This window comes from Methylosarcina fibrata AML-C10, assembly GCF_000372865.1.
Classification (GTDB): Bacteria; Pseudomonadota; Gammaproteobacteria; order Methylococcales; family Methylomonadaceae; genus Methylosarcina; species Methylosarcina fibrata.
The window spans coordinates 3,028,860-3,051,491 of the sequence record NZ_KB889965.1 but is presented as its reverse complement, the minus strand read 5'-3'; the positions used below and the strand labels follow the sequence as shown (position 1 = coordinate 3,051,491).

The 22,632-nt window shown below is 51.5% G+C and carries 16 protein-coding genes; 14 read left to right on the top strand and 2 right to left on the bottom strand.

Going from position 1 to position 22,632, the window contains the following annotated elements; all coding sequences use genetic code 11:
• The first annotated feature begins 331 nt into the window (after positions 1-331).
• Positions 332-1,714 (top strand): carbohydrate porin, encoded by a 1,383-nt coding sequence (locus A3OW_RS25070; RefSeq protein WP_083918214.1) that lies wholly within the window; start codon positions 332-334, stop codon positions 1,712-1,714.
• 207 nt (positions 1,715-1,921) lie between these two features.
• Positions 1,922-3,115 (top strand): hypothetical protein, encoded by a 1,194-nt coding sequence (locus A3OW_RS0114355; RefSeq protein ID WP_020564140.1) that lies wholly within the window; start codon positions 1,922-1,924, stop codon positions 3,113-3,115.
• Between the two features lie 276 nt (positions 3,116-3,391).
• On the opposite strand, the gene A3OW_RS0114350 is transcribed toward A3OW_RS0114355, so the two are convergent.
• Positions 3,392-5,728: a S8 family peptidase gene (locus A3OW_RS0114350; protein WP_051091820.1), complete on the bottom strand. Its 2,337-nt coding sequence runs from the start codon at positions 5,726-5,728 to the stop codon at positions 3,392-3,394.
• 6 nt (positions 5,729-5,734) lie between these two features.
• Positions 5,735-6,733, bottom strand: a complete 999-nt coding sequence (locus A3OW_RS0114345) for an AAA family ATPase (RefSeq protein ID WP_020564138.1) — start codon at positions 6,731-6,733, stop codon at positions 5,735-5,737.
• Between the two features lie 952 nt (positions 6,734-7,685).
• Between A3OW_RS0114345 and dusA the strand changes: the two genes are divergently transcribed.
• The 12 genes from dusA to A3OW_RS25065 all read left to right on the top strand — a co-directional run bounded on the left by dusA (position 7,686) and on the right by A3OW_RS25065 (position 22,585).
• Positions 7,686-8,729, top strand: coding sequence for a tRNA dihydrouridine(20/20a) synthase DusA (dusA, locus tag A3OW_RS0114335; RefSeq protein ID WP_020564136.1), 1,044 nt, complete (start codon positions 7,686-7,688; stop codon positions 8,727-8,729).
• A gap of 40 nt (positions 8,730-8,769) precedes the next feature.
• Positions 8,770-9,315, top strand: a complete 546-nt coding sequence (gene folE, locus A3OW_RS0114330; protein WP_020564135.1) for a GTP cyclohydrolase I FolE — start codon at positions 8,770-8,772, stop codon at positions 9,313-9,315.
• A gap of 3 nt (positions 9,316-9,318) precedes the next feature.
• Entirely contained in the window at positions 9,319-10,287 is a 969-nt protein-coding gene (gene hemH / locus A3OW_RS0114325) for a ferrochelatase (RefSeq protein ID WP_020564134.1), read from the top strand.
• Positions 10,288-10,468: 181 nt separating this feature from the next.
• Positions 10,469-12,040: a MutS-related protein gene (locus A3OW_RS0114320; RefSeq protein ID WP_020564133.1), complete on the top strand. Its 1,572-nt coding sequence runs from the start codon at positions 10,469-10,471 to the stop codon at positions 12,038-12,040.
• On the top strand, positions 12,037-13,239 hold the full coding sequence (purT, locus tag A3OW_RS0114315; RefSeq protein WP_020564132.1) for a formate-dependent phosphoribosylglycinamide formyltransferase: 1,203 nt from the start codon (positions 12,037-12,039) through the stop codon (positions 13,237-13,239). Before A3OW_RS0114320 ends, purT begins: the two co-directional genes overlap by 4 nt.
• Positions 13,240-13,247: 8 nt before the next feature.
• Entirely contained in the window at positions 13,248-13,865 is a 618-nt protein-coding gene (locus A3OW_RS0114310) for a lytic transglycosylase domain-containing protein (protein ID WP_020564131.1), read from the top strand.
• A 392-nt stretch (positions 13,866-14,257) separates the two neighbouring features.
• Positions 14,258-15,268, top strand: coding sequence for an ornithine cyclodeaminase (locus A3OW_RS0114300; protein WP_020564129.1), 1,011 nt, complete (start codon positions 14,258-14,260; stop codon positions 15,266-15,268).
• A 53-nt stretch (positions 15,269-15,321) separates the two neighbouring features.
• Entirely contained in the window at positions 15,322-16,395 is a 1,074-nt protein-coding gene (gene glcE, locus A3OW_RS0114295; protein WP_020564128.1) for a glycolate oxidase subunit GlcE, read from the top strand.
• Positions 16,395-17,594, top strand: coding sequence for a glycolate oxidase subunit GlcF (gene glcF / locus A3OW_RS0114290; protein ID WP_020564127.1), 1,200 nt, complete (start codon positions 16,395-16,397; stop codon positions 17,592-17,594). The genes glcE and glcF overlap by 1 nt, the downstream gene beginning before the upstream one ends.
• Before the next feature lie 303 nt (positions 17,595-17,897).
• A complete protein-coding gene (locus A3OW_RS0114285) occupies positions 17,898-18,152 on the top strand; it encodes a PA3496 family putative envelope integrity protein (RefSeq protein ID WP_020564126.1) in 255 nt (84 codons plus the stop codon).
• A 1,344-nt stretch (positions 18,153-19,496) separates the two neighbouring features.
• Positions 19,497-20,069, top strand: coding sequence for a YfiR family protein (locus A3OW_RS0114280; protein ID WP_020564125.1), 573 nt, complete (start codon positions 19,497-19,499; stop codon positions 20,067-20,069).
• The gene (locus A3OW_RS25065; RefSeq protein ID WP_020564124.1) at positions 20,066-22,585 is read left to right on the top strand and encodes an ATP-binding protein; all 2,520 of its coding nucleotides are present in this window, start codon (positions 20,066-20,068) and stop codon (positions 22,583-22,585) included. The genes A3OW_RS0114280 and A3OW_RS25065 overlap by 4 nt, the downstream gene beginning before the upstream one ends.
• The last annotated feature ends 47 nt before the right edge of the window (positions 22,586-22,632 follow it).

Below are 22,632 nucleotides of genomic sequence, written 5' to 3'. Positions count from 1 at the left end.
TTCGAAACGATAATTACCAAGAGAACACGCGACTGTATGATTTGTCCGGTGCGAACTTCGCATAAACTTAGCCTAAGGTCCAATAGGAACGAATGGTTGTGGCCCGTAATATACCATGAAAAATTTAAGTCATTAATTGACTGAAACCCGACCTTCCCGATTGATCGTGAAAACGGCTTCATGGAGAACGAAACTTCGACTGCGTTTGTGCCGATTTGCCGGCAGATACGGTCGGCTTAAAGGCCGCCGGCAATGCAAGGACGCGCCTGGGAGCGGGGTCTTTTTAAACGTTCACCAACGGACAAAACTGTTCTATCAGCGGATCGTGACGATGCGTACGATGATACCCATGGCGATATTGGCCACGCTGGCGTTCGGTCACGGCGCGCAGGCCGCCGATATTTCGAGCGAGGGGATCTATTCCGGAGATCTTTTCTCGCGGCCCAAATTGTCCGGCGATTGGGGCGGGGTCCGCAACGAAATGGCCGAGCATGGCGTCACGCTGGATCTGGAGGCGACTCAGGTAACCCAGCACGTGGCCTCGGGCGGATATGACGGTTCGTTGTTGAGCCGGTTCCCCGGCAACCGGGTTAGCCAGCGCTTTCCCGGCTTGAGCGAAACGGCAAGCGATGCGATGTTCAATATGCTGCTGAAGATTGACACCGGCAAAGCCGGGCTTTGGCCGGGCGGCTTTCTGACGGTGCGGGGGGAGGGGCGAGTCGGCGATTCGCTCGGCCTTCGCCCCGGCAGCCTGATGCCGGTCAACGGCGATGCCCTGTCGCCGCAGGTGCCGAAGCATGCGAATCAGGACGTGCTGGCGCTGACCGAACTGAATTATGCCCAGTTTTTGTCGGAACGGTTCGGCATCGCCTTCGGCCTGTTCAATATGGCGGACGGCGATAGAAACGAATTCGCGGGATCTTTGCGCTCCCGTTCCCATTTCATGAACGTCGGCATGCGGATTTCGCCGGTGATCGGCGCGGCCGTGCCTTTGCTGACGACCCTGGGCGTTTCCGCCCTCTTCCTGCCGACCCGAAACATTAGCGGACAGATCGGATTGATCAATGCCGAGGAAACGGCGGGCTATGATCCTTTCGAGCGGGACCACGGCACGACTTTTCTGACCGAATGGCAATTCAAGCATGCTCTGGCCGGCCTGCCCGGCAAGCAAACGGTCGGCTTCGTTTATGGTTTCGACCGGAAAAAACTGGACTTCGGCGCCGATCCCCGGTTGCAGTTGTCTTCGCTGCTGACAGCGGGAGAGGCGATCAAAACCAATGCCGACACCTGGGCTCTCTTTTACAATGCTCACCAGTATCTTCAGGGCGATGCGAAAGGCGGCTGGGGGCCGTTCCTGCGTGCCGGCGTCTCGGACGGCCATCCGAACCCGGTTAAATGGAACGTCGCTTTCGGCTTCGGAGGTATCGGCGTGGGCTCGTGGCGGTCTCATGACACCTGGGGTGTCGGCGGTTACGCTTTGGGCGCCAGCAACGAAGCCGTGCTCAACCGGCTGGGAATTCACGACGAAACCGGCTTCGAAGCGTTTTACAATGCCGCGGTGACGCCCTGGCTGCAAGTGACCGCGGACGTTCAGTACATCAATTCCGCCCTGACCGAAGCGGGCCTGCCCGCTCTGGGCCCTTTTCCGGCCGTGAATCTGCCGGGTCCGAAGGATGCCTGGGTAGTGGGCTTCAGAACCCGTCTGGATTTTTGACAGGCTGAATAGCGCAACGGGACGAGCGAGAACTGTTTTTTCCGGTAGGGAACACTCTCAAAAGCTTAAACAGGAATTTGATGAAATTGATTGACTCAGAAAAAATAAAAAACGCTTAATGCCGAATGCCGTTGGGTGATCAATTGTTTTGAAAGCCAAATCTCGGGAATGCGCAGAATCGGGCAGGCCATTGCTTGATGACATCTTATGAGTGAATACCAATATTACGAATTCAGAGCGGTCGACCGGCCGCTCACCCCACAACAACAAGCGGAACTGCGGAGCCGTTCTTCCCGCGCGACCATCACGGCGACCAGCTTCATCAACGAATACCATTGGGGCGATCTCAAAGGCGATCCCCTCGATTGGATGCGGCGTTATTTCGATGCACACGTTTATTCGGCCAATTGGGGAACGTGCAGTTTAATGTTGCGTTTACCCCTTTCGGCATGGGATAAGGCTGTGCTGGCCCCCTTCACTCAGCCATCGCGATGCGGTACGCAATCCGGCTTTAGCGAGGCTTTCGGGGCAACGTCCACGGTCGATCATTGGATAGTGTATTGGGGCTTTAACGACGATTCGGGCGAGTTCGAACGTTTTTGGAATCACGATGACGGCCCGGGCTGGATAAGCAGTTTATTGCCGTTGCGGGACGAGTTATTGCGGGGCGATACCCGGCCTCTTTATATAGGCTGGCTGGCGCGGCTGGGTAATGAAGAATTGGGCGACGACGATATCGAGCCGCCCGTTCCGGCGGGCTTGCAAATATTGACCCCTGCACAGACCGCCTTGACGGAATTTCTTGAGATCAATCCCGACTGGCTGGCCGCCGCGGCCGGCGCCAGTCCTGCGTTGCTCGATCGTGATACCGTCAATTCGGATCTGGGCGACTGGCTTGCGTTGCAAACCCAGGAGACTATGCAAGCAACGATGCGTTTGCTGTTGGAAGGACGCAGCCTGGAAGCGGAGCGAGCATTGCGGCAACGTTATCTGGCCTGGCAACGGGAACGCTCATCCCACCTGCCATTCTCTTCGCGTCGCACGGTGGCCGAAATCGATGCCGGCCGGGAAAGGGCAAGGGCCCAGCGTCTCGAGATCGAACGGCAGAGGCGTGCAGCCGAGGAAGCCAAGCGCCGTGCCGAGCGCAAACAACAACTGGAACGTTTGGCGGCTCATGCGGACAGGGTTTGGGCGGACATCGACCAAACCTTGCAACGAGGTACCGGCCATGCCTATGACCAGGCCTTGCAAGCAGTGAAAGACTTGGCCGAAGCCATGGCCCAAGCCGGGCGAGAAGCCGAATTTCAAGCCGGTTTAGTCAAGTCGCTCGGCACCCATGGCAAACGCGGCGCCTGGGTGAAGCGATTGGTCAAGGCAGGCATCCAGGCAGGAGAAATTTGACGGTACAACAAACATAACCTCATTTTATCGGCACTGGGCGCCTATTGGAAATGGAGGCTTGGGATGCGGATGATTTCGATAGGGAAGCACCGGATTACGCCTCCCATCGTGAATGTCTATACGACTCAGCCTGTTCCAAAGCTATCGCTAGCGGTTAATTTTGTTAGTTGGAAGACATCGGTCAGAAGCAGACTATCAACAATTAAATTTCAAAGGAAGCTTGTGGCATCAAAGCTGACATTCGCTCAGGGAATCATGCTACTGGCAGGTAAATCGTTAACCTCTTGCCCTTGCTCGTTGACGTTGTTGTAAGCGACTCTGAATTTGACTGTATAGTTTGGCTTGCTGATTCTCACGGTCACGTAAACAAACAACCAGCGAGTATTCCTCGGATGTATTGGTAATAGCCTCACCCCAAGGATGATCATTTCTAGTAACGACTACGAAGAGCTTATCGGTTTTTAATTTGGAATTGCGGTTGATTTGCTTAAATTGCCACATTGCACTTTGAACCGTACCTTGGCTTCTACGTCTCCAACTAACACTAGCTTTGGGTAATTCTGGTATATTTTTAAAGTCATCCTCGCTGGTTGCCTTGCTAAACATTTTGACCGCATGATCGAGATCCGACGCAGCAATTAATTGATAATACAAGCGAGTAGCTTTATAGGCTACGCGAGTTGATCGAACCAGCGGCGTATGGGCTAGGCTGACTACTATTTCGCGTACCCGTTTGCCTGATGAGACAAAGTCGTCCGGTATCAATAATTCGTAAAAATGATGCCGCTTGTTCTCGATCGCGCCTTCGGCAATCAGGTTTACTTCATTTTCCAATGATTTGAATAGTGCCCGTGCATCGACGTGACCGTAGCCCAACACTTTTCTGACATAGTCTTGATCATCAAAAATATCCAATGAAGCGTTGGGTATCGCAGCATGGGTTACCAATAAAGCACGTATTAAATTGGAGCTGGCTTCCGGATGCTCAGATAGCACTTTCCCTGCTATATGGGCAATATGCGGAGCAGCAAAGCTTGTGCCGCATTTAACCCCGAGTAGACTTTCTTGTGCAAAGTCTAAACAGGTGGATAACTCGCCTAAACCCTGTTCGATTATATGATTGGCGCCATTACGAGCATTCAAGGCCCAGTTGCCGCCGAAGGCGACCAACTCAGGCTTTATGGCGCCACCAACGGAAGGGCCATGACGAGTAAACGGTGATGGTTGTTCGGTTTTAGCTACGGGCAATTCAGCGGGGTCATGACTATAACGCTGAGCATTCAGACTAGCCTCCCAGCGAGCCATACTGCCAATGGTCAGCACATTGAGTGCTGTGGCCGGATCGATAATCGCCCACTCATCATCGACTAAATACTGGGGATAATTCTGTTTCCAAGCCAGACCATCCATCTGTCCGGGCAGGACATTACCAGCCGATACAATGAATAAAACGCCTAATTCACGCGACAGCCTGTCCAGGGTATATGCCAAACCGCGTAAGTGTCCACCCAGATAAGGCTTGCGGCTGTCGCCGAAAGACAGGTTGAAAACCTGACAATTGTATTGATCGACAAAATATCGAACAGCATCGTCAATATGGTTTTCTATCAGGCCATCATTTTCATTGTTTTTATCCAGAATACGGCCGCTAAAAAGACGTAATTCCGGAGTAAACGAGCCAGCCTCTATTGACTTAGTCAAGTCGCCATAAAGAGCAATACCTGCGACATGTGTGCCATGCCCCGTTTCATCTGCTGCCATGTGACCGGGTAAAAAGCTTTGCGCATCGCCCACCGCTGGTCCCAACAACGGGTGCCCGCTTGCCAGTCCACTATCTAAAACCACAACCCCAGGTGCATTGGGTAATGGCGAAGGGGGGATGGGGAACTGCTGAATATCTAAACCGAGATGCCTCAAATTTAGGCCAAAACGCGGCGGTAAATCAACGATCCGTATATCGCGGTGATGCAGCAATTTTTCTGCTTGATTACGATCACAACGAACACGATAAATAGTCAGGCCAGGTTGTTTAACGCTGTCAGGAGATTCGATGCTATTTTCTCTTAGCCAGGATTCGAAACGACTTAAAAGCAACTGACGCTCTTTGGGGTTATCCTCAATTGGCCAAAGTTCAAGGTCGAGGTAAAAGCTTTCCGTTTCTGGGAATCCTTCCTGTTTTAATGACCAACCGATTCTATCGTTCGGAGTCCATCCACTCATCGCATGCAATGCGTAATAGATTTGTTTGTTGGTAACGGTTTCCCCTTTAGCTATTGATGCTAATCTGGCCTCGAATGATTGCAGAGCTGAGTGGCTTATAAAGGCAACCACTATTTCGTCGTTCTCTTGACTAACGAATTCAATTTCTTTGGAAATCTTCCTGAGTTCATCGGGATTGAAGCCTTTTTCTATCTGAAAACGAAACAGTTTGCGGTCATCAAAACCACCAATATCTTTCTCTGTTTGTTGGATTGTGTGTTTTAGCTGTAATCCAAGGTTTTTTGCATGTTCTGCCGGATCGGCAGGCTCTTTAAAACGCGGTGGATTACCAGGCCTTTTCTCTGTGATTGGTTCTTCACGTTGCAGCGGCAAATGTGGATAACTTGATGTCATGAATAACTATTCCTGTTTAGAAACTCGATTCCTTCTTGCATCTTCACGGCGGATGGCTGATTGAATGTGACGTTCGGTTAAAAACTCCTTACCTGATAAAACTTTTTCTTTAATGGCACGACGTAAAACCCGTTCGACATCGGCATGTGACATTCCTTTGAGCAATCCAGAAATTTTGCCGTTGTCGATCTCGAATTCCCTCCGTACACCTTTAAGTTTGATGCTAAGTAAGCGTTTGAGCTGTTCCAAATTGGGAGCTTCGAAAACTAACACTTCGTCAAAGCGTCGCCAAATTGCGGAATCTAAAATACCTTCATGATTGGTGGCTGCGATTAACAGACTTTTACCGTCATAAGCGTCCAACAGTTGTAAAAAAGCATTCACAACGCGCTTTAACTCGCCATGTTCAGCACTGTCGGCACGCTCTTTTGCCAATGCATCAAACTCGTCGAATAAAACTACCATAGGAACAGCGGCGATAAAGTCGAACACCTTACGCAGGTTTGCAGCGGTCTCGCCCAGATAAGAAGAAACAACGCTGTCGATTCGGACAATTGCCAAAGGCAAACTTAATTCTGCGGCTACAACTTCTGCCGATAGCGTTTTGCCGCAGCCTGGGGGGCCGCAAAAAAGTAGCCTGTCCGCAGGAAATAAGCCATGCGACTTAAGAGTTTCTACACGATGATGCTCTTCTAGGATTTCGTCCAACAGAGAACGATTTTCATCAGACAAAACCACATCATCAATTCGGCGTAAGGGTTCCTTTATCTGCAATAGCGCCAAGCCGCGCTCTTTGTCTTCAGGCAGTTTCGAGAATACAAACCGCTTTGCTTGTTCGGAAGAGCTGCGTCGGCCGTAAAGGATTTTTTCCAAGTCGTTGGCCAAAAGATGGTGCTGTTTATCCCGTTCTTCCTGAATGATTTTTTCCGAAACACGACGAAAAGATTCCGAGTCGCCCTCTGACCCTGACTTAATAAGTTGTCTTAATAGTGCCCCGGAAGCCATTTTTGTGCCTTAAATATGCTGAAATCTATATATTTCCAATGGTTAAAGCATAAATGCGGGACTTCATTTTGTCCAACTCTGCCTAGATGTGGGGCTATCTTCGATTTGAACGTCTGTTTGGGAATTTTAACCTGAAATTAAAAATATTTCCGTGACTTTCCGTTTAGGATCGATAACAGCCAGCCAACATTATGAGATTGGATAATCAGCTAAGCGCGATTTCACAAAAATGGCTGTGTGTGGCCCAGATCTTATCGAGGCGCTTAACCCTCTTCAGCATGAGGACTATCATAAATATATTCGGGCTACCTCCTTCTTTGAGACGGTTGATTCCATCGAAACGGAATTAGCTTAGCGCCAAGAACTACTTTCGAAAGCAAAGATGTAAACCGGAGTTGATTATTTTCCATCAACCGGTAAGTTGGTAATCGGCTCAAGGCATTTTACAATAGTTGGTTGGTTCACTCCTTTGGAAAAAGGTGACGCTGTCTTTTAGGGGAAAACAGCAATACGTCAAGTTCTTTTCACTCCCAGAGGCCTTAGTTCAAGTCAAAGCCCTATGGGCCGGCAACGGCTGCCATTGGCAGACAGATCGGTGGATCGCTACTTTGGCTAGGCTCGGCGACGACAGAATTACCGATGAATTAAGTCCGGTAAACTTCTAGCCAAGGCATTAGTGGTCGGAACGTTAACGTCAAAGATTGCCCGCAATGAATTGCATTTGCGCACGGGTAGCTGAGGGAGCGAGCTATAGTGTCCGCACATCAAATTCAGTTTTATTAAACCCTCACCCCAGCCCTCTCCCAATGTGGGAGAAGGGGCATACTGCCGAATTTTGAAGTGCGAAAGATATAATTTGTGGTTTTTAATGAATTTGAAGCCAAAAATCGACAAAATCAGTCCAATTTTTTGAGCAAATTGAAGCGCCAAAATAATTAAGAATACTCAGAAAATGTTTAAAAATATCGACAAATATCGCATGTTGAGCTCAGCCGACAAAGCGGCTAACGATCCAGAACCCAATCAATTCAAGGCTCACAGGTTCTGTATAGCCCCGATGCTGGACTGGACCGACCGGCATTGCCGTTATTTCCACCGCCTGCTGACCCGGCATGCTCTGCTTTATACCGAAATGGTGACGACCGGAGCATTGATCCACGGGGATCGCGAGCGCTTTCTGGCGTTCGATCCGGCCGAGAACCCGGTCGCTTTTCAACTGGGTGGCAGCCATCCCGACGATCTGGCGACGTGCGCCCGGATGGTCGAGGATCACGGCTACGACGAGGTCAATCTGAACGTCGGTTGCCCCAGCGACCGGGTGCAAAACGGGCGTTTCGGCGCCTGCCTGATGGCCGAGCCGCAACTGGTGGCCGATTGCGTGGCGGCGATGCGGGACAGTGTCTCGATACCGGTGACGGTCAAGTCCAGGATCGGGATCGACGAGCGCGATTCCTACGAAGAGCTGGTGAATTTTGTCGCCACCGTGGCCGAAGCCGGCTGCGAGACCTTTATCGTCCATGCCCGCAAAGCCTGGCTCAAGGGTTTGTCGCCCAAACAAAACCGGGACGTGCCGCCGCTGCGGTACGAAGTGGTTTTTCAATTGAAAGAGGATTTTCCGGATCTTGACATTGTTCTGAACGGAGGCATTACGTCGTTAAGCCAGGCGGAAGAGGCGCTGACCCGCGTGGACGGCGTCATGATAGGCCGGGAAGCCTATCATAATCCTTATCTCCTGGCGGAAGTCGACCGGCGTATTTTCGGCGAAACCGACGCTCCCATCGTTAGCCGCGAGGAGATCCTGGAGCGGTTGATTCCCTATGTCCGCCGGCAACTGAAGACCGATACCCGCCTGCACAGTGTGTCGCGGCATATTCTGGGCCTATTTCACGGCGCCGCCGGCGCCCGGGCCTGGCGCCGGCACATCAGTGAACAGGCGGGCAAACGGGGCGCGGATGAGTCGGTATTGCTGGAAGCATTAAAATTCACTTGGCAATGAGGTATACTGCCTTGTATTTTTCTCAATTTAGGATCAGCTCGTGGAAGAACATTTTGCCAAAATTATCGAAGCCATCGGCGAGGATTTGAACCGTGAAGGTTTGAAGGATACTCCCGCGCGTGCGGCCAAGGCATTCAAGTTTCTCAATAACGGTTATGCAAAAACGCTTGATGAGGTGCTGAACAACGCCATTTTTACCGCCGACACCGAAGACATGGTCATCATTAAAGACATCGAACTGTATTCTTTGTGCGAGCACCATTTGTTGCCGTTTATCGGAAAATGCCACGTCGGCTATCTGCCCCGCGGCAAAGTGCTGGGCTTGTCCAAAGTGGCGCGCGTGGTCGATATGTATGCACGGCGCCTGCAGATTCAGGAAAAGCTGACCAAACAGATCGCCGACGCCATCGAGCATGCGGTAGACGCCAAGGGAGTTGCGGTCGTTATCGAGGCCCAGCATTTGTGCATGATGATGCGGGGCATCGAAAAACAGAATTCGGTCATGACCACGTCGGTGATGACCGGCATTTTCCGTAAAGAGCTCAGCACGCGTTCGGAATTTCTGAATCTGATCCGACGCCGCTAGGCCATGTCCGCTAAAAAAACCGGCGTTCTGCTGGTCAATCTCGGTTCTCCGGAGGCGCCGACGGCCAAGTCTGTGCGGCGTTTTCTCAGGGATTTTCTCTGGGACCGACGCGTCGTCAATCTGCCCAGGCCTGTGTGGTGGGTCGTTCTTCATTTTTTCGTGCTGCCGTTTCGGCCGCGCCGGTCGGCCCTGGCTTACCGCAAAATCTGGGATATTAAAGGTTCGCCTCTGATTTTTCTGACCCGGCAGTTAACCGGGAAAATCGCTTCCAGGCTTCAGGCAAAAGGCGTCATAACCGATTACGCGATGCGTTACGGCGAACCTCAGGTCGGCAGCCGGCTGGCCGCTTTTAAGGCGCAGGGCATGGAAAAACTGATCGTATTGCCGCTCTATCCGCAGTATTCGTCGACCACGACGGCTTCCGTCTACGACGCGGCGGTCAGCGAATTGAACGGTTGGTTCCATCTGCCCGATCTGCACTTCATCAGCGATTACCATCGCCATCCCCGCTATATTGCGGCGGTGGCCGAATCCATCCGGCAAAGCTGGCGCGAGCACGGCAAAAACGATCTGTTGTTGATGTCGTTTCACGGCCTGCCCGAAGTATTAACCCGGTGGGGCGATCCTTATTTTTATCATTGCCGGGAAACGGCGGAGCTGATTGCGGAGCAATTGGGCCTCGGTGAAAACGAGTGGCTGATGGTGTTTCAGTCGCGTTTCGGCAAGGCCGAATGGCTCAAGCCGTACTGCCTGGAGACTTTGCAAGGACTTCCTGCGCAAGGCATCAAGAAAGTGGACGTCGTCTGTCCCGGTTTTGCCGTGGACTGCCTGGAAACCCTGGAAGAAATCGCGATGGAAAACAAAGCGGTCTTTATTAATGCCGGAGGATCCGTTTATCATTACATTCCGGCGCTGAACGATTCGGAAGCCCATGCCGACGCGCTTGCCGGTATAATTGATTCTCGGCTTTAAGGTTCCGGGCATGAAGGCCGGGATTCCGCTTCAGCCTACCGCTTATCAGGCAAGATAAAACGGTCGGGCAGGGACTTCTTTCGGCAAACAAGCGGACAACCGGAGCGGGATTTTTTAAAATTAAACCGATGGATTTGAGTTGCATTCCTTTTTTGTCTCCAGACGATCAAGAGCGGACATCATGAAAGAAACCCTATTACAAAGTTGGACAGAGGCCTGGCCCGCCGTGAAGTCCAGTCAGCCTTTAGGCACCGGCGAAGGCGTCGTCGATGAAAGCGCTTTCAATACGATCGAGCTGGACAAGGTTTTCGAAACCGTTAACTCCGCACAGACCACCGTCGGCCAGGCGTTTCTTTATCGCTCCTTGACGCAGCCCTCGAATGATCTCGATCATCTCAAGGCAAAGCAGGCGGCGGCCGAGGAAATCAGAAACAATCCGGAGCTCCGGGAAAGCATCGAACGCCTCCTGAAACACGCCGCCGCCGGGGAAAACCATTTTTATATGCTGTTGTACGGGCTCTTCATCGGTTCCCTGGGGACGGCCAGGGGCGAGCATGAAATCGAGGGCTACGGCTATGCTCAATACCGAAGAGGCGTCCGTTTCATGCTGGAGCTGGTGGAAGGAGTGCAGCGCGCCGTGCCGCCCGAAAGCCGGTATTTGAGCGACGTATTCGGCCGGATCGCCTCGTTTGCGAAGACCCGGGAATATTCGCTGATGAAGGGGCCGGTTTATGTCACCGAAGGCGTCATCCAAAGCAGGGAGGAGAAGAAAGGCCTCTTTCCTTTTTCAGTGATTTTCAAGCCCCGGCTATTCAAGCCGCTCATTTTTATTCTGCTGGCGGTCATTCTGGCTTTGTTGCCGATGGCCATGAACATCACGACGCCGGCTCAAATCATTTTCTTCGCGCCGTTGTTGCTGGTGTATTTTCCGATCGTCGGCGGCTACGACCGGGACAACTGCATTATTCCGTTAAGAAATCTGTTCAAAAATTCCGAAGCGGTGGGCGAAGCGCTGGACGCCCTCGGTGAAATCGATGAGTTGCTGTCTTTTGTGACGTTTGCCGAGGATTTTGGCAGCGACATGGTCCTGCCCGAACTGGTGGACGCACCTCATCACCGCATCAAGCTGGTCGACGCCAAGAATCCGGTGCTGGGCAAAGCCAATCCCAATTACGTCGGCAACGACTTCGTGCTCGAAGACGACAAGCTGGTGCTGGTTACCGGACCCAACAGCGGCGGCAAGACGGCTTTCTGCAAGACCATCACCCAGATTCAGGTGCTGGCCCAGATAGGTTGTTTCGTGCCGGCGAAATCCGCCAGTCTGACCGTGGCCGACCGGATTTTTTATCAGGCGCCCGAAATCAGCCATCTGGTCGACGGCGAAGGGCGCTTCGGCACCGAATTAAAACGAACCAAGGACATTTTTCTGGCGACGACGGCGAAAAGCCTCGTGGTTCTGGACGAGTTATCGGAAGGAACGACCTTCGAAGAAAAAATGGAATCGTCCGCTACCGTGCTGAACGGCTTTTACCGTAAAGGCAATAGCACCGTGCTGATTACCCACAATCATCAGTTGGTCGATCATTTCGTCGCCGAGGGCATCGGCATTCCGAAGCAGGTCGAATTTGCCCACGAGGCGCCGACTTATCGATTGATTCCCGGCATTTCGAGGGTCAGTCATGCCGACCGCGTGGCGAAAAAGATCGGTTTTTCCAAAGAAGACATCGACAACTATTTATCCGGTTCAAAATGAAAATAGGCACGGCATTATCCAATGGTTCCACCAAGGCTCTGTTGCTCGGCAGCGGCGAACTCGGCAAGGAACTGGTCATTTCGCTGCAACGCTACGGCATTGAAGTGATCGCCGTCGACCGCTATGCCGATGCCCCGGCTCAGCAGGTTGCTCATCGCAGCCACGTGATCGACATGACCGACGGCGAAGCGGTAAAAAAACTGATTGCCCTGGAGCAGCCCGACTTCATCATTCCCGAAATTGAAGCGATCGCGACGGAGGCCCTGACCGAGATAGAAAACGAGGGCGGTTGCACCGTCGTTCCGAACGCCAGAGCGATCCAATTGACCATGAACAGGGAAGGCATCCGGACGCTGGTGGCGGAAAAACTGAAACTTCCGACGTCGGCTTATGCTTTTGCCGGGAGCTTTGAAGAATTAGAGCTGGCGGTCGGAAAAAATATCGGCTATCCTTGCTTTGTTAAGCCGACGATGTCGTCTTCCGGCAAAGGTCAGTCGCGGGTAAAAAGTCCTGAACAGCTTAAAGCCGCGTGGGATTACGCCAGATCCAGCGGACGCGTCGATACCGGCAAGGTGATCATTGAGGCCAGCATCGATTTCGATTTCGAAATTACCTTGCTGACGGTGCGGGCGCTGAACGAACAAGGCGCCGTCCGGACCTATTTTTGCGAGCCTATCGGGCACGTTCAGGAGCAGGGCGATTACCGGGAAAGCTGGCAACCCCAAGCGATGAGCCCGGCCGCGATTGAATCGGCGCGGGAAATCGCCGAAAAAGTCACCGACGAAATCGGCGGATTGGGTGTATTTGGCGTAGAATTGTTCGTAAAGGGAGAAAAAGTGTGGTTTAGTGAAGTAAGTCCCAGACCACACGATACAGGTATGGTTACAATGGTAACTCAGAAACAAAATGAATTCGAGCTGCACGCCAGGGCCATTTTGGGGTTGCCGGTAGATACCTCTCTGATCAGAGAGGGTGCGAGTGCAGTTATTCTCGGAAAATTCAACGGCCGCGATCTTGTTTACGAAGGTCTGGCCGACGCATTGGCCGTACCGGACAGTGAAGTCCGAATATTCGCCAAGCCTGAGTCGTTTGTCAACAGGCGCATGGGAGTGGCTTTAGCAAATGCCAAGAGTATTGAAGAAGCTAGAAAAAGAGCTGTTAAAGCTGCAAGTTTAGTAGTGATCAATCCTGCTGGATAGGGGGAATAATGAGAATAACATTAATTTTATTGGCCTTTTTCATCTCGAAAGGGGTTCTGGCCGATATCTATCGTTATACCGATGGCAATGGCCAGACCCATTATACTAATGTTAAGCCTCTTCAGAGCGGCTATAAGCGTGTCCTGGAGTCGGCGCTGCCGCATTATTATTCGTCGCGTTATTACCGCACCGGAACTTTTTCGGGCAAACCTTCCATAATGTCCCGGCTGCGCAATAAAAGCAAGTTTGCCGACCTGATCAATCAGGCGGCGTACAAACACCGGGTTGACCCGCGGTTGGTGCATGCGGTGATTCAAACCGAATCCGCCTACAATGCCCATGCCGTTTCCTCGGCGGGCGCCGTGGGCCTGATGCAGCTTATGCCGGACACCGCGAAACGTTACGGAGTGACCAATCTGACCGATCCCGATCAAAATATCGAGGGCGGCACCCGTTATCTGAAAGACTTGATCGAAATGTTCACGCCGAACCTGGAGCTGGCCGTGGCCGCCTACAATGCCGGCGAAAATGCGGTGATCAAATACAACTACAGCATACCGCCTTATCCTGAGACACAGAATTATGTCAAACAGGTGCTGTCGTTGTATGACAAAATGTCCTTGTAATCTTATCGGCGCTGTATCTCTTGCTGAGCCGAACGGGTGGAGACAGAAGACGTCTCGCCATAGGCTTCTGTTGTTGACCTAGTTGATCATAGAACGCATCGATTTTGAAGAGGTTCATCCTTCGGAGAGAATCTCTTCGAAATTTCCTACCTAATCCGATGGCCTCTCTAAAGGCTCCTCATTTCGGTTTTTTCCGGAATTCATTATCTTGCCTGAAAAAATCTTTCCCGTACGAATTATTGTTTCCGTTAATGCCCCGGTTTTTCGGCCATTTCTTCTTGATTTTTAAAAGAACCAGGATCTCTTCCTTCCGATTTAATTTGACCCGCTTCAAATAAGCGATACACTGGATTTCATCGTCGAATGGAATCCGTAAGAGCCGGTGTTGTTTTATGAAATTGCTTACCGTGACCGATATCCGTGAGCTGGTACATATTATTGGCCTGGAAAAATTTTTCGATCGCATCGTCCTGGCTCTGGAAGAGGATTTCGGTCGATGGCACGAATTTAATCTATCGCCGCGCCATGCGACTCACTATCCTCACGGCGTTATCGAATTGATGCCCTGTTCCGATAATAGCCTGTATGCCTTCAAATACGTCAACGGCCATCCGGGCAATACTCTGAAAGACAAGCTCAGCGTGATCGCTGTCGGTCAATTAAGCGAGGTCGAGGCCGGCTATCCTTTGATGATCTGCGATATGACTTTGTTAACCGCATTCAGAACGGCGGCAACGGGAGTATTAGCTGCCCGCTATCTTGCCCGCCATGACGCGGCTTCGTTGGCGATCATCGGTACCGGAGCGCAGGCGGAATTCCAGGCGATAGGTTTTTCCCGCTTTTTCGGGCTGAACAGCATCCGGTTTTACGATTGCGATAGCCGCGCCATGGCAAAATTTTCCGCCAATCTGAAACGGCAAAGATGGGCTTTGATGCCCTGCCGAAGCATTATCGAGGCCGTCTCTCGTGCGGACATCGTCATCACCGCCACCGCCGCCAAGAAGCGGCAATCCTTGTTTGAGATCGGCGACATCGCTGCGGGTACTCACATCCATGCCATGGGCGGAGACTGTCCGGGCAAGACCGAATTTTCCGAAAACTTGCTGCGGCAGGTCAAACTGGTGGTCGAATACATGCCGCAAAGCCTGCAGGAAGGCGAAGCGCAACAGGTCGGCCCCGGCCAGGTCCATGCGGAATTATGGGAGCTGATAGCCGGGAAAAAAGCCGGGCGAGAGAATGCTGAGGAGATTACTTTATTTGACTCGGTCGGCTTTGCCCTGGAAGATTATTCGATTCTTCGGGTCGTTTACGAACTGGCGAGTGTTTACCGGCTGGGCACGGAACTGTCTATGCTCCCCGAACCCGAAGATCCGAAAAATCTGTTCGGTTTGCTGGATTTCTAGAAGAGGCCTTCACAACTTACTTTCGCTACCGGATCAATAACGCGCATCAAGGCATGACCAACCCAATTGCAAACGATCGAACGGACAGGCTGCGGCAAGCCGTGGCCGATGCCCTGGCTGAAAAGACGCCGTTGACGATAACCGGCGGTGGGAGCAAGGTTTTTTACGGGCGGGAAACGACCGGAAAGGTCCTGAGCGTCGAACAGCATCGAGGCATTGTCAATTATTATCCGTCGGAACTGGTCGTCACCGCGCGCGCCGGCACGTTATTGTCCGATTTGCAAAGCGAATTGGCACAAGCGGGGCAGATGCTTGCGTTTGAGCCGCCTTCCTTCAACGCCGGGGCGACCCTGGGCGGAACCGTAGCCTGCGGTTTTTCCGGACCGCGAAGGCCCTTTACCGGCTCGGTGCGGGATTTCGTCCTGGGCTGCAGGATCATCAACGGCAAAGCCGAAGTGCTCTCGTTCGGCGGGGAAGTGATCAAAAACGTGGCCGGTTACGATGTTTCCAGATTAATGGCCGGGGCGCTGGGTACCTTGGGCGTATTGCTGGAGATTTCGTTAAAGGTATTGCCCTTGCCGGAGGCGGAATTGACCTGTTGCTTCGAGCTCGATGCCGAAAAAGCTTTCGACAGAATGACGAAGTTGGCGAACAAAGCATTGTCGATTTCCGGGTTGAGTTACGACGGAGGCAGGCTCTACGTCAGGTTTTCTGGCGCCGAAAAGGCGGTCAGGGCGGCAGCGGCTCAAACCGGAGGCGATGCGGTGACCGCCGAACCGGACTATTGGCGGCAGTTGAACGAGCAGCGGCATGAATTTTTTCAAACCGGTCAAAACCTTTGGAGGCTGTGCCTCCCCTCGGCAACGCCTCCGCTGGCTCTTGAGGGCCACTGGTATTACGACTGGGGCGGCGGATTAAGATGGTTGAAATCCGAAGAGCCGGCGGCGCGAATCTTTGCTCTTGCGGCCCAAGCTCAGGGTCATGCCGTACTTTTCAAAGGTCAGGATCGAACAGGCGATGTTTTTCAGCCTCTGACAGGCAAGTTGCAAGAGATTAACGCTCATCTCAAGAAGGCGTTCGATCCCGCCGGCCTGTTCAATCCCGGAAGAATGTACAGGGAGTGGTAATGCAAACCAGACTGACCGACTTGATCGGTGAATCACGGCAGAAAGACGAAGTGGAAGCCATCTTGCGCTCCTGCGTGCACTGCGGTTTTTGTAATGCGGTCTGCCCGACTTATCAACTGACGGGCGATGAGCGCGATGGCCCGCGCGGCAGAATCTATCTGATGAAACAGGCGCTGGAAGGCCGGCCCGCTACCCGGTTGACTCAGCGGCATCTCGACCGCTGCCTGACCTGTTTGTCCTGCGAAACGGCATGTCCTTCCGGAGTCCGGTATGGACAATTGCTTGAGGCCGGACGGGCGGTGGTGGACAGGGAAGCCGGGCGTTCCTTCCATGATGCGCTCAGGCGGCGCCTGATCGTTCGAATGTTTTCCTACCGGCGCCGTTTTGAGGCGTTGCTGAATCTGGCAAGAAAGACAAGGCTTCTTTTACCCGAGTCCCTGCGGAGCAAAATTCCGCCGAAACCAGCCGTGGCGGCTTGGCCCGAGCCTCGGCATGGCCGAAAAATGCTGATTCTTCCGGGCTGTGTGCAGCAGCCTCTGGCTCCGGCCATTGATGTGGCTGCCGCGAGGGTTCTGGATCAATTGGGCGTGACATTGACACCGGTGTCTGCGGGAGGATGCTGCGGCGCATTAGCCTGTCACTTGTCCGAGCCCGGTCTGGCTCTGGCTTTCGCGCGTCAAAATATCGATGCCTGCCGGCCTTATCTGGAGCAGGGCGCCGAAGCCATCGTCATGACCGCGTCCGCCTGCGGCGTTATGGCCAAAGATTATGGCCGGTTATTGCGGCACGATCCGGTTTATGCCGAGGAAGCCGCCCGGTTCTCGGCGGCGGTCAAAGACGTCGGCGAAGTGTTGGCTTCGGAAGATTTGAGCAAATTAAAAAAAACGCGAAAGAAGATCGCGTTTCATTCCCCTTGCACTCTCCAGCACGGGCAAAAACTGATCGGCGTGGTGGAGGGCTTGCTGGAACAGGTCGGTTATCAGCTCACCGTGGTGGCCGATCCGCACCTTTGCTGCGGATCGGCCGGAGCGTATTCCTTATTACAGCCGGAGATATCGAAGCAATTGCTGACTAATAAACTGAAGACGCTGGAGGCGGGACGGCCCGACCTGATTGCGACGGCCAATATCGGCTGTTTAAGTTACTTGCAATCGGTCCGCCCAGGAAAAATAGTGCACTGGGTTGAATTATTGAGTTAGCTCGAGGCTCTAATTGCTCGACAATTTAACGAAGATTTAAGAACTGAGCTGATCACAAATGCTATTCTATTCCTGAGCAAGGTTATGGATTTTAAGGCAGGAGGCACAGGTCTCCGTCCGTTCCCGTCGAAACAATTGCAATCCTCTTTCTAATGAATCGAGCGATTGGAAGAGCAAAAAACCATTGACCGCCGCCGGCAACCGGAACCGATCCGAACAATTAAATGAGGGTAATTTAATAATTTTCTTTACAAGTTTGTGACTGATAATTATAAAGCACTTATTTTTTAGGTTGATTTTACTATGACTAAAGAAGCATCTCCATCCGTACCGAATAATCCTTCTGTTGAACCCGAAGTTGACAAAGCCAAGCACGAAAGCGACATCGACATCGAAGATTTCGATTTGAATCTGATCGATGAGTACACCGCTTTTCCTGCCGAGAACGAGGAAGCGGTAAAAAAAATGGCGGCTCGCCGGAAAATAGAAATGTATTGGGAGAAGAAACGCTTAAAAGAGCAGCTTGGGGACTTTGAAGATTTTGATTTCGATTTTTGAGCGGTTTGAGCTTGGGCTCCGCCAAGCCTTTTATCCGAAAGTTGCGCCTCGCCGATGACTGTCGCTGCGGATCGCTCGGTAAATGTCCGATATCGATGCGATTTTTCCAATATTTAATGGAAGGCTGGAGTCGAGTCTGTCCGGTTCCGTTGATTCATCCGTCAACCAGGAAGGAATATTTCCGGGCAGGAACTTGATCCATTACCTTCCAGAAAAGACGTTAAACCTCCATTTTATCCATCTCGGTAAAACCTCATACTGTCTGCACAAAAAAACGGGCTTGCGGAGTTTATTGAGGATTTTTCCTATCGCCGGTGGCGACGGCGCCGGAAGCTCCCGGCCTTCAAGTCAAGCCAGGGCAAGCATGAGTCTAATGAATTTCCTTTTATAGAAAGGTATGCAGCCCGGCATCTCGATAAGCTCAATTCTTGGCGAGGCCCTTGCAATCGCCGGAATTTTTTAATGACGGCTTGAAATAATCGATGACTTCCGGTTCGAGAATATTTCAGGCGGTCGCCGGTGTAGAGGTCATTGCCGATTGTTACAGGTCGCTTGGGTAAGAAGATGCCTGTCTTCAACGGAAGAAGTGTGTGACTCACCGCCGTTTTCCGGTTTATGGCCAACATTTGAATTCGTGGTGTTAAATTTCTTCAATTTCTACTATAAAGTAAAAGCTCTTGAAGATGATTTTGAACTAAGCTTAACCTTATAATAATTTTTCCGAACTTCTTTGTACCGCATCCATTAAAATCAGCCTCAGTCCCGGCGGAAAAATTCACTGAAAAATTGCTTGTGTTGCCCGGTTTTTTCTCCGGTTGGAGAAAAGGCTCGAACGCAATGCGGCAAGCGGTACGAAAGCCGGATTTATTGATAGCGGGATTGGACAGGAAGATGCTTTTGTCGTAGGGTTTGTAGTTCGACCCATCCGGCCGGTTCCCGCAATCAAGAGTTTTATTTGAATTCCAGGCTGTCTCGGTTTTTATTCTGCCGGGAGTGTCTTCAAACAGGCTGTTTCAAAAATTGCAATCATTTTCGGGAATTCTGTTATTTCATGTTATGGCTTTGATGGTCTGGAGAGTATTTGAAGAGAGATCCACTGCTGAGTAAGTCTTTGTCGAAACATGGAAAGAATCGGCAGACGATGGTTTGATTGGATTTGAAAATTTAAGCATGGCTCGGTTTTTTAATTATTATGCATGATTGTCTGGCCGGAGCATAAAAATTATTAAGTTGTTCCCGGGAGTCAATATTTTTCAACCAAGACCGAATGAGGCGATCTGAAGATACCGGTTTAAGGAGTCGTTTGGGCTGGCTGTTCCGATTGATTATCGCCTTGACCGAAATATGAAGAAGAATGTATTGATAAGCGTCGCATTCATGTTGTTTTTTGCTGTTCTTGCGGGTGTCGCTTATCGTGCCGAATCTGCCGATTTTGCCAGAGAATATATGGTCAAGGCGGCCATATCGTTAAATTTGGCCCGATTTACCGAATGGCCCGAGGGGGCCTTAGGGGCAGACAATCTTAACATTAATCTTTGCGTATTCGGCAATAAGAATATGCAGCAGGCCTTCGCGCAAATGGAAAAAAAACCATTAGGTAAGCGGTCTCTTCATGTTATTCAAATGCACGACCCGGTCCACCTGGATCAATGCAACATGATCTATGTGAGCGAATTGGAGGAAACCGCCCTGATTCAAGTGCTTTCCCTTATAGAGGGGCAGCCCGCGCTCACTATCGGAGAACGGGATGATTTTTTAGAGCGGGGAGGCTTGGTCAATCTAGCATTGGAAGACGGAAAGATACATATTCAGGTCAATCTGGAAGCAGTGACAAGGTCAGGCATTAAAATCAGTTCCCGAGTTTTAGCATTGACATCCATTATTAATGTGAAAAATACAGGTAATGATGAGGAATGAAAATCAGCTTTCGTGACGCGTCCATCCGCTACAAGCTGATGCTGATTATTGGCGCGGCTTCCTTGCTGGCTTTATTGGTGGTTGCTTCTGCCATTATTATTAACGAATACATTACCCGCAAACAGGAAACGGAGCGGAACTTGTCCTCGCTGGCGGACATGGTTTCCTGGAACAGTTCGGTCGCGTTGGTTTTTGTGGATTACCAGTCCGCCGAGCAGACTCTGAGCATGCTAAGAACCCAGCCGGAGGTCGTGGCGGCTTTTTTATATAAAGACGAAGGGGCCGTTTTCGCCGAATACAAAACTTCTTACCGGGCAGTGGAGAGACTTGCCGGCAGGCAAATTATCCGGCTCGTGAAAAAAGAAATTGCATCCATCGAAGGCATGGCGCCGGCGCCGTCCCTCGTCAGCAAAGTGGGCGGATGGTATAAGAGCCCATTCGGTTTGACGGCAAACAGGCCCAGCGAAGCTCCCTTTTCGGAACTGACCCTCTACGACCGTTACGGTCAGCTTCATCTTTTTCATCCCATTCTCATCGACAACGAATTCGTCGGCGTTCTTCATTTAGTGGACGATCTTAGCCGATTGAATACGTTTTTGTTTCAATTTTACCGAATTATCGGGATGATCGTTTTATTTACCCTCTTTTCAACTCTGCTGGTTTCGGCCCGGCTGCAACGCATATTTTCAACGCCGGTACTGGAATTAATGCAGGCCATGAAGGCGGTGGCCATCGAGAAAAAATTTACGACCAGGGTGGAAAAAACCCGCAATGACGAGTTTGGCCAGTTGATCGATGTTTACAACGACATGCTGGCTGAAATTCGGCAGCGGGACGAAATGCTGGACAAACATCGTGCCGACCTGGAATTTCAGGTGGGCGCGCGAACGGCCGAGCTTTCGAAAAAAAATGAGGTGCTTAAGCTGGCGGTGGCGGATGCTCTGGCTTCAAAAGAAGAAGCTGAAATGGCTAACCGGGCAAAATCCCAGTTTTTAGCCAATATGAGCCATGAAATCCGAACGCCGATGAATTCGGTGTTGGGCATGATCGATTTTTTATCGGAAAGCGACCTGACGCAGGAGCAGCGACATTCCGTAGAAATTGTGCAGCAGTCGGCTCAATTATTGCTTAGGGTCATCAACGACATTCTGGATTTCTCCAAGATCGAGTCGGGAAAATTCGTTCTCGATTATCATCCTTTTGATTGCAATCAGATGATCGGAAAGAGTTTTTACCTGTTCGAAAACCAGGCAAAAGTCAAAGGTCTCGGTTACCGTCTGATTCATTCCGAATTACCGGCTTGTGTCGAGGGCGATTCGCTGAGGCTGAGCCAGATCCTGGTCAACCTGCTCAGCAATGCGATTAAATTTACCGCGCAGGGAGAAGTGACTTTAAGAGTTTCCAGTCATCCGATCCTGTCGGAGAGCAAAGTCCGTCTGTTATTCGAAGTAAGCGATACCGGAATCGGCATTGAAGAAGATAAACAGGCGCTGATTTTTGATGCCTTCTCTCAGGCCGACGGCTCCATGACCCGAGTATTCGGAGGCACGGGACTGGGTCTGGCCATTGCCAGACAGTTGGTGACCTTGATGGAAGGCAACATCGGAGTGACCAGTCAGCCGGGTAAAGGAGCCACTTTCTGGTTCTGGGTTGAACTCGAAAAAAAGGCAGCCGTGCCGGCGGAAACCCATTTTGTGGCTGATTGCCGGTTCAGCGCACGTCTGTTGGTGGCTGAAGATTATCCCGCCAATCAGTTGTTGGCCAAAAGAGCGCTGGAGAGTCTCGGTTGTCAGGTCAAGATCGTTAATAACGGCCTGGAAGCGGTCGACGAATTACAGCGCGAACACTACGATCTCGTTTTTATGGATTGCCAGATGCCGGTGATGGACGGTTATCAGGCCACTATGGCGATCAGGCGCCGTGAGTCCGAAGAAAGAGTCCGGACGCCCATACCGGTGATTGCTTTAACGGCGCATGCTTTGGCGGAAGATAGAGCGAAATGTCTGGCGGTCGGCATGGATGAATGGGTGACCAAACCTTTCACGCGCCAGGATTTGAATGGAGTACTGCAAAAATGGTTGCCGGAACGCATGATGGTCGGGGCAGAGCCGTCCCGTTCGATTGCCGCGCCTGCCCGGAATACGGTCGAATCGAGCAGTCAGGGTTCGGCGATCGATCTCAGCTTTCTTCTTCAGAATTTTAATTTCGACGACCCGAACGATATCGAGTTTATGGGGCACTTAAAGCAGGTATTCCAGCAAAACGCCGAGCAGACGTTTAAATCGTTGCAACTGAGCATCGAAAGTAATGACGCGGACCAGGTGCGCAAGCTGGCCCATAGCTTGAAATCGATCAGCGCCAATGTCGGTGCGAAAGAGCTTTCTTCACGATGTTATATGTTGGAACAAGCTGGGCAGCAAAATAAACTGCAAAACGCGGAAGCGATATTGGCCGGCATGCATTTTGAATTTTACAGAGTTTTGACGGAGTTGAACGATATTTTCGTCAAACAATAGGCTTTCCGTGTTATGGCCGAATGGCATTTGCAGACCGCGCCATACAA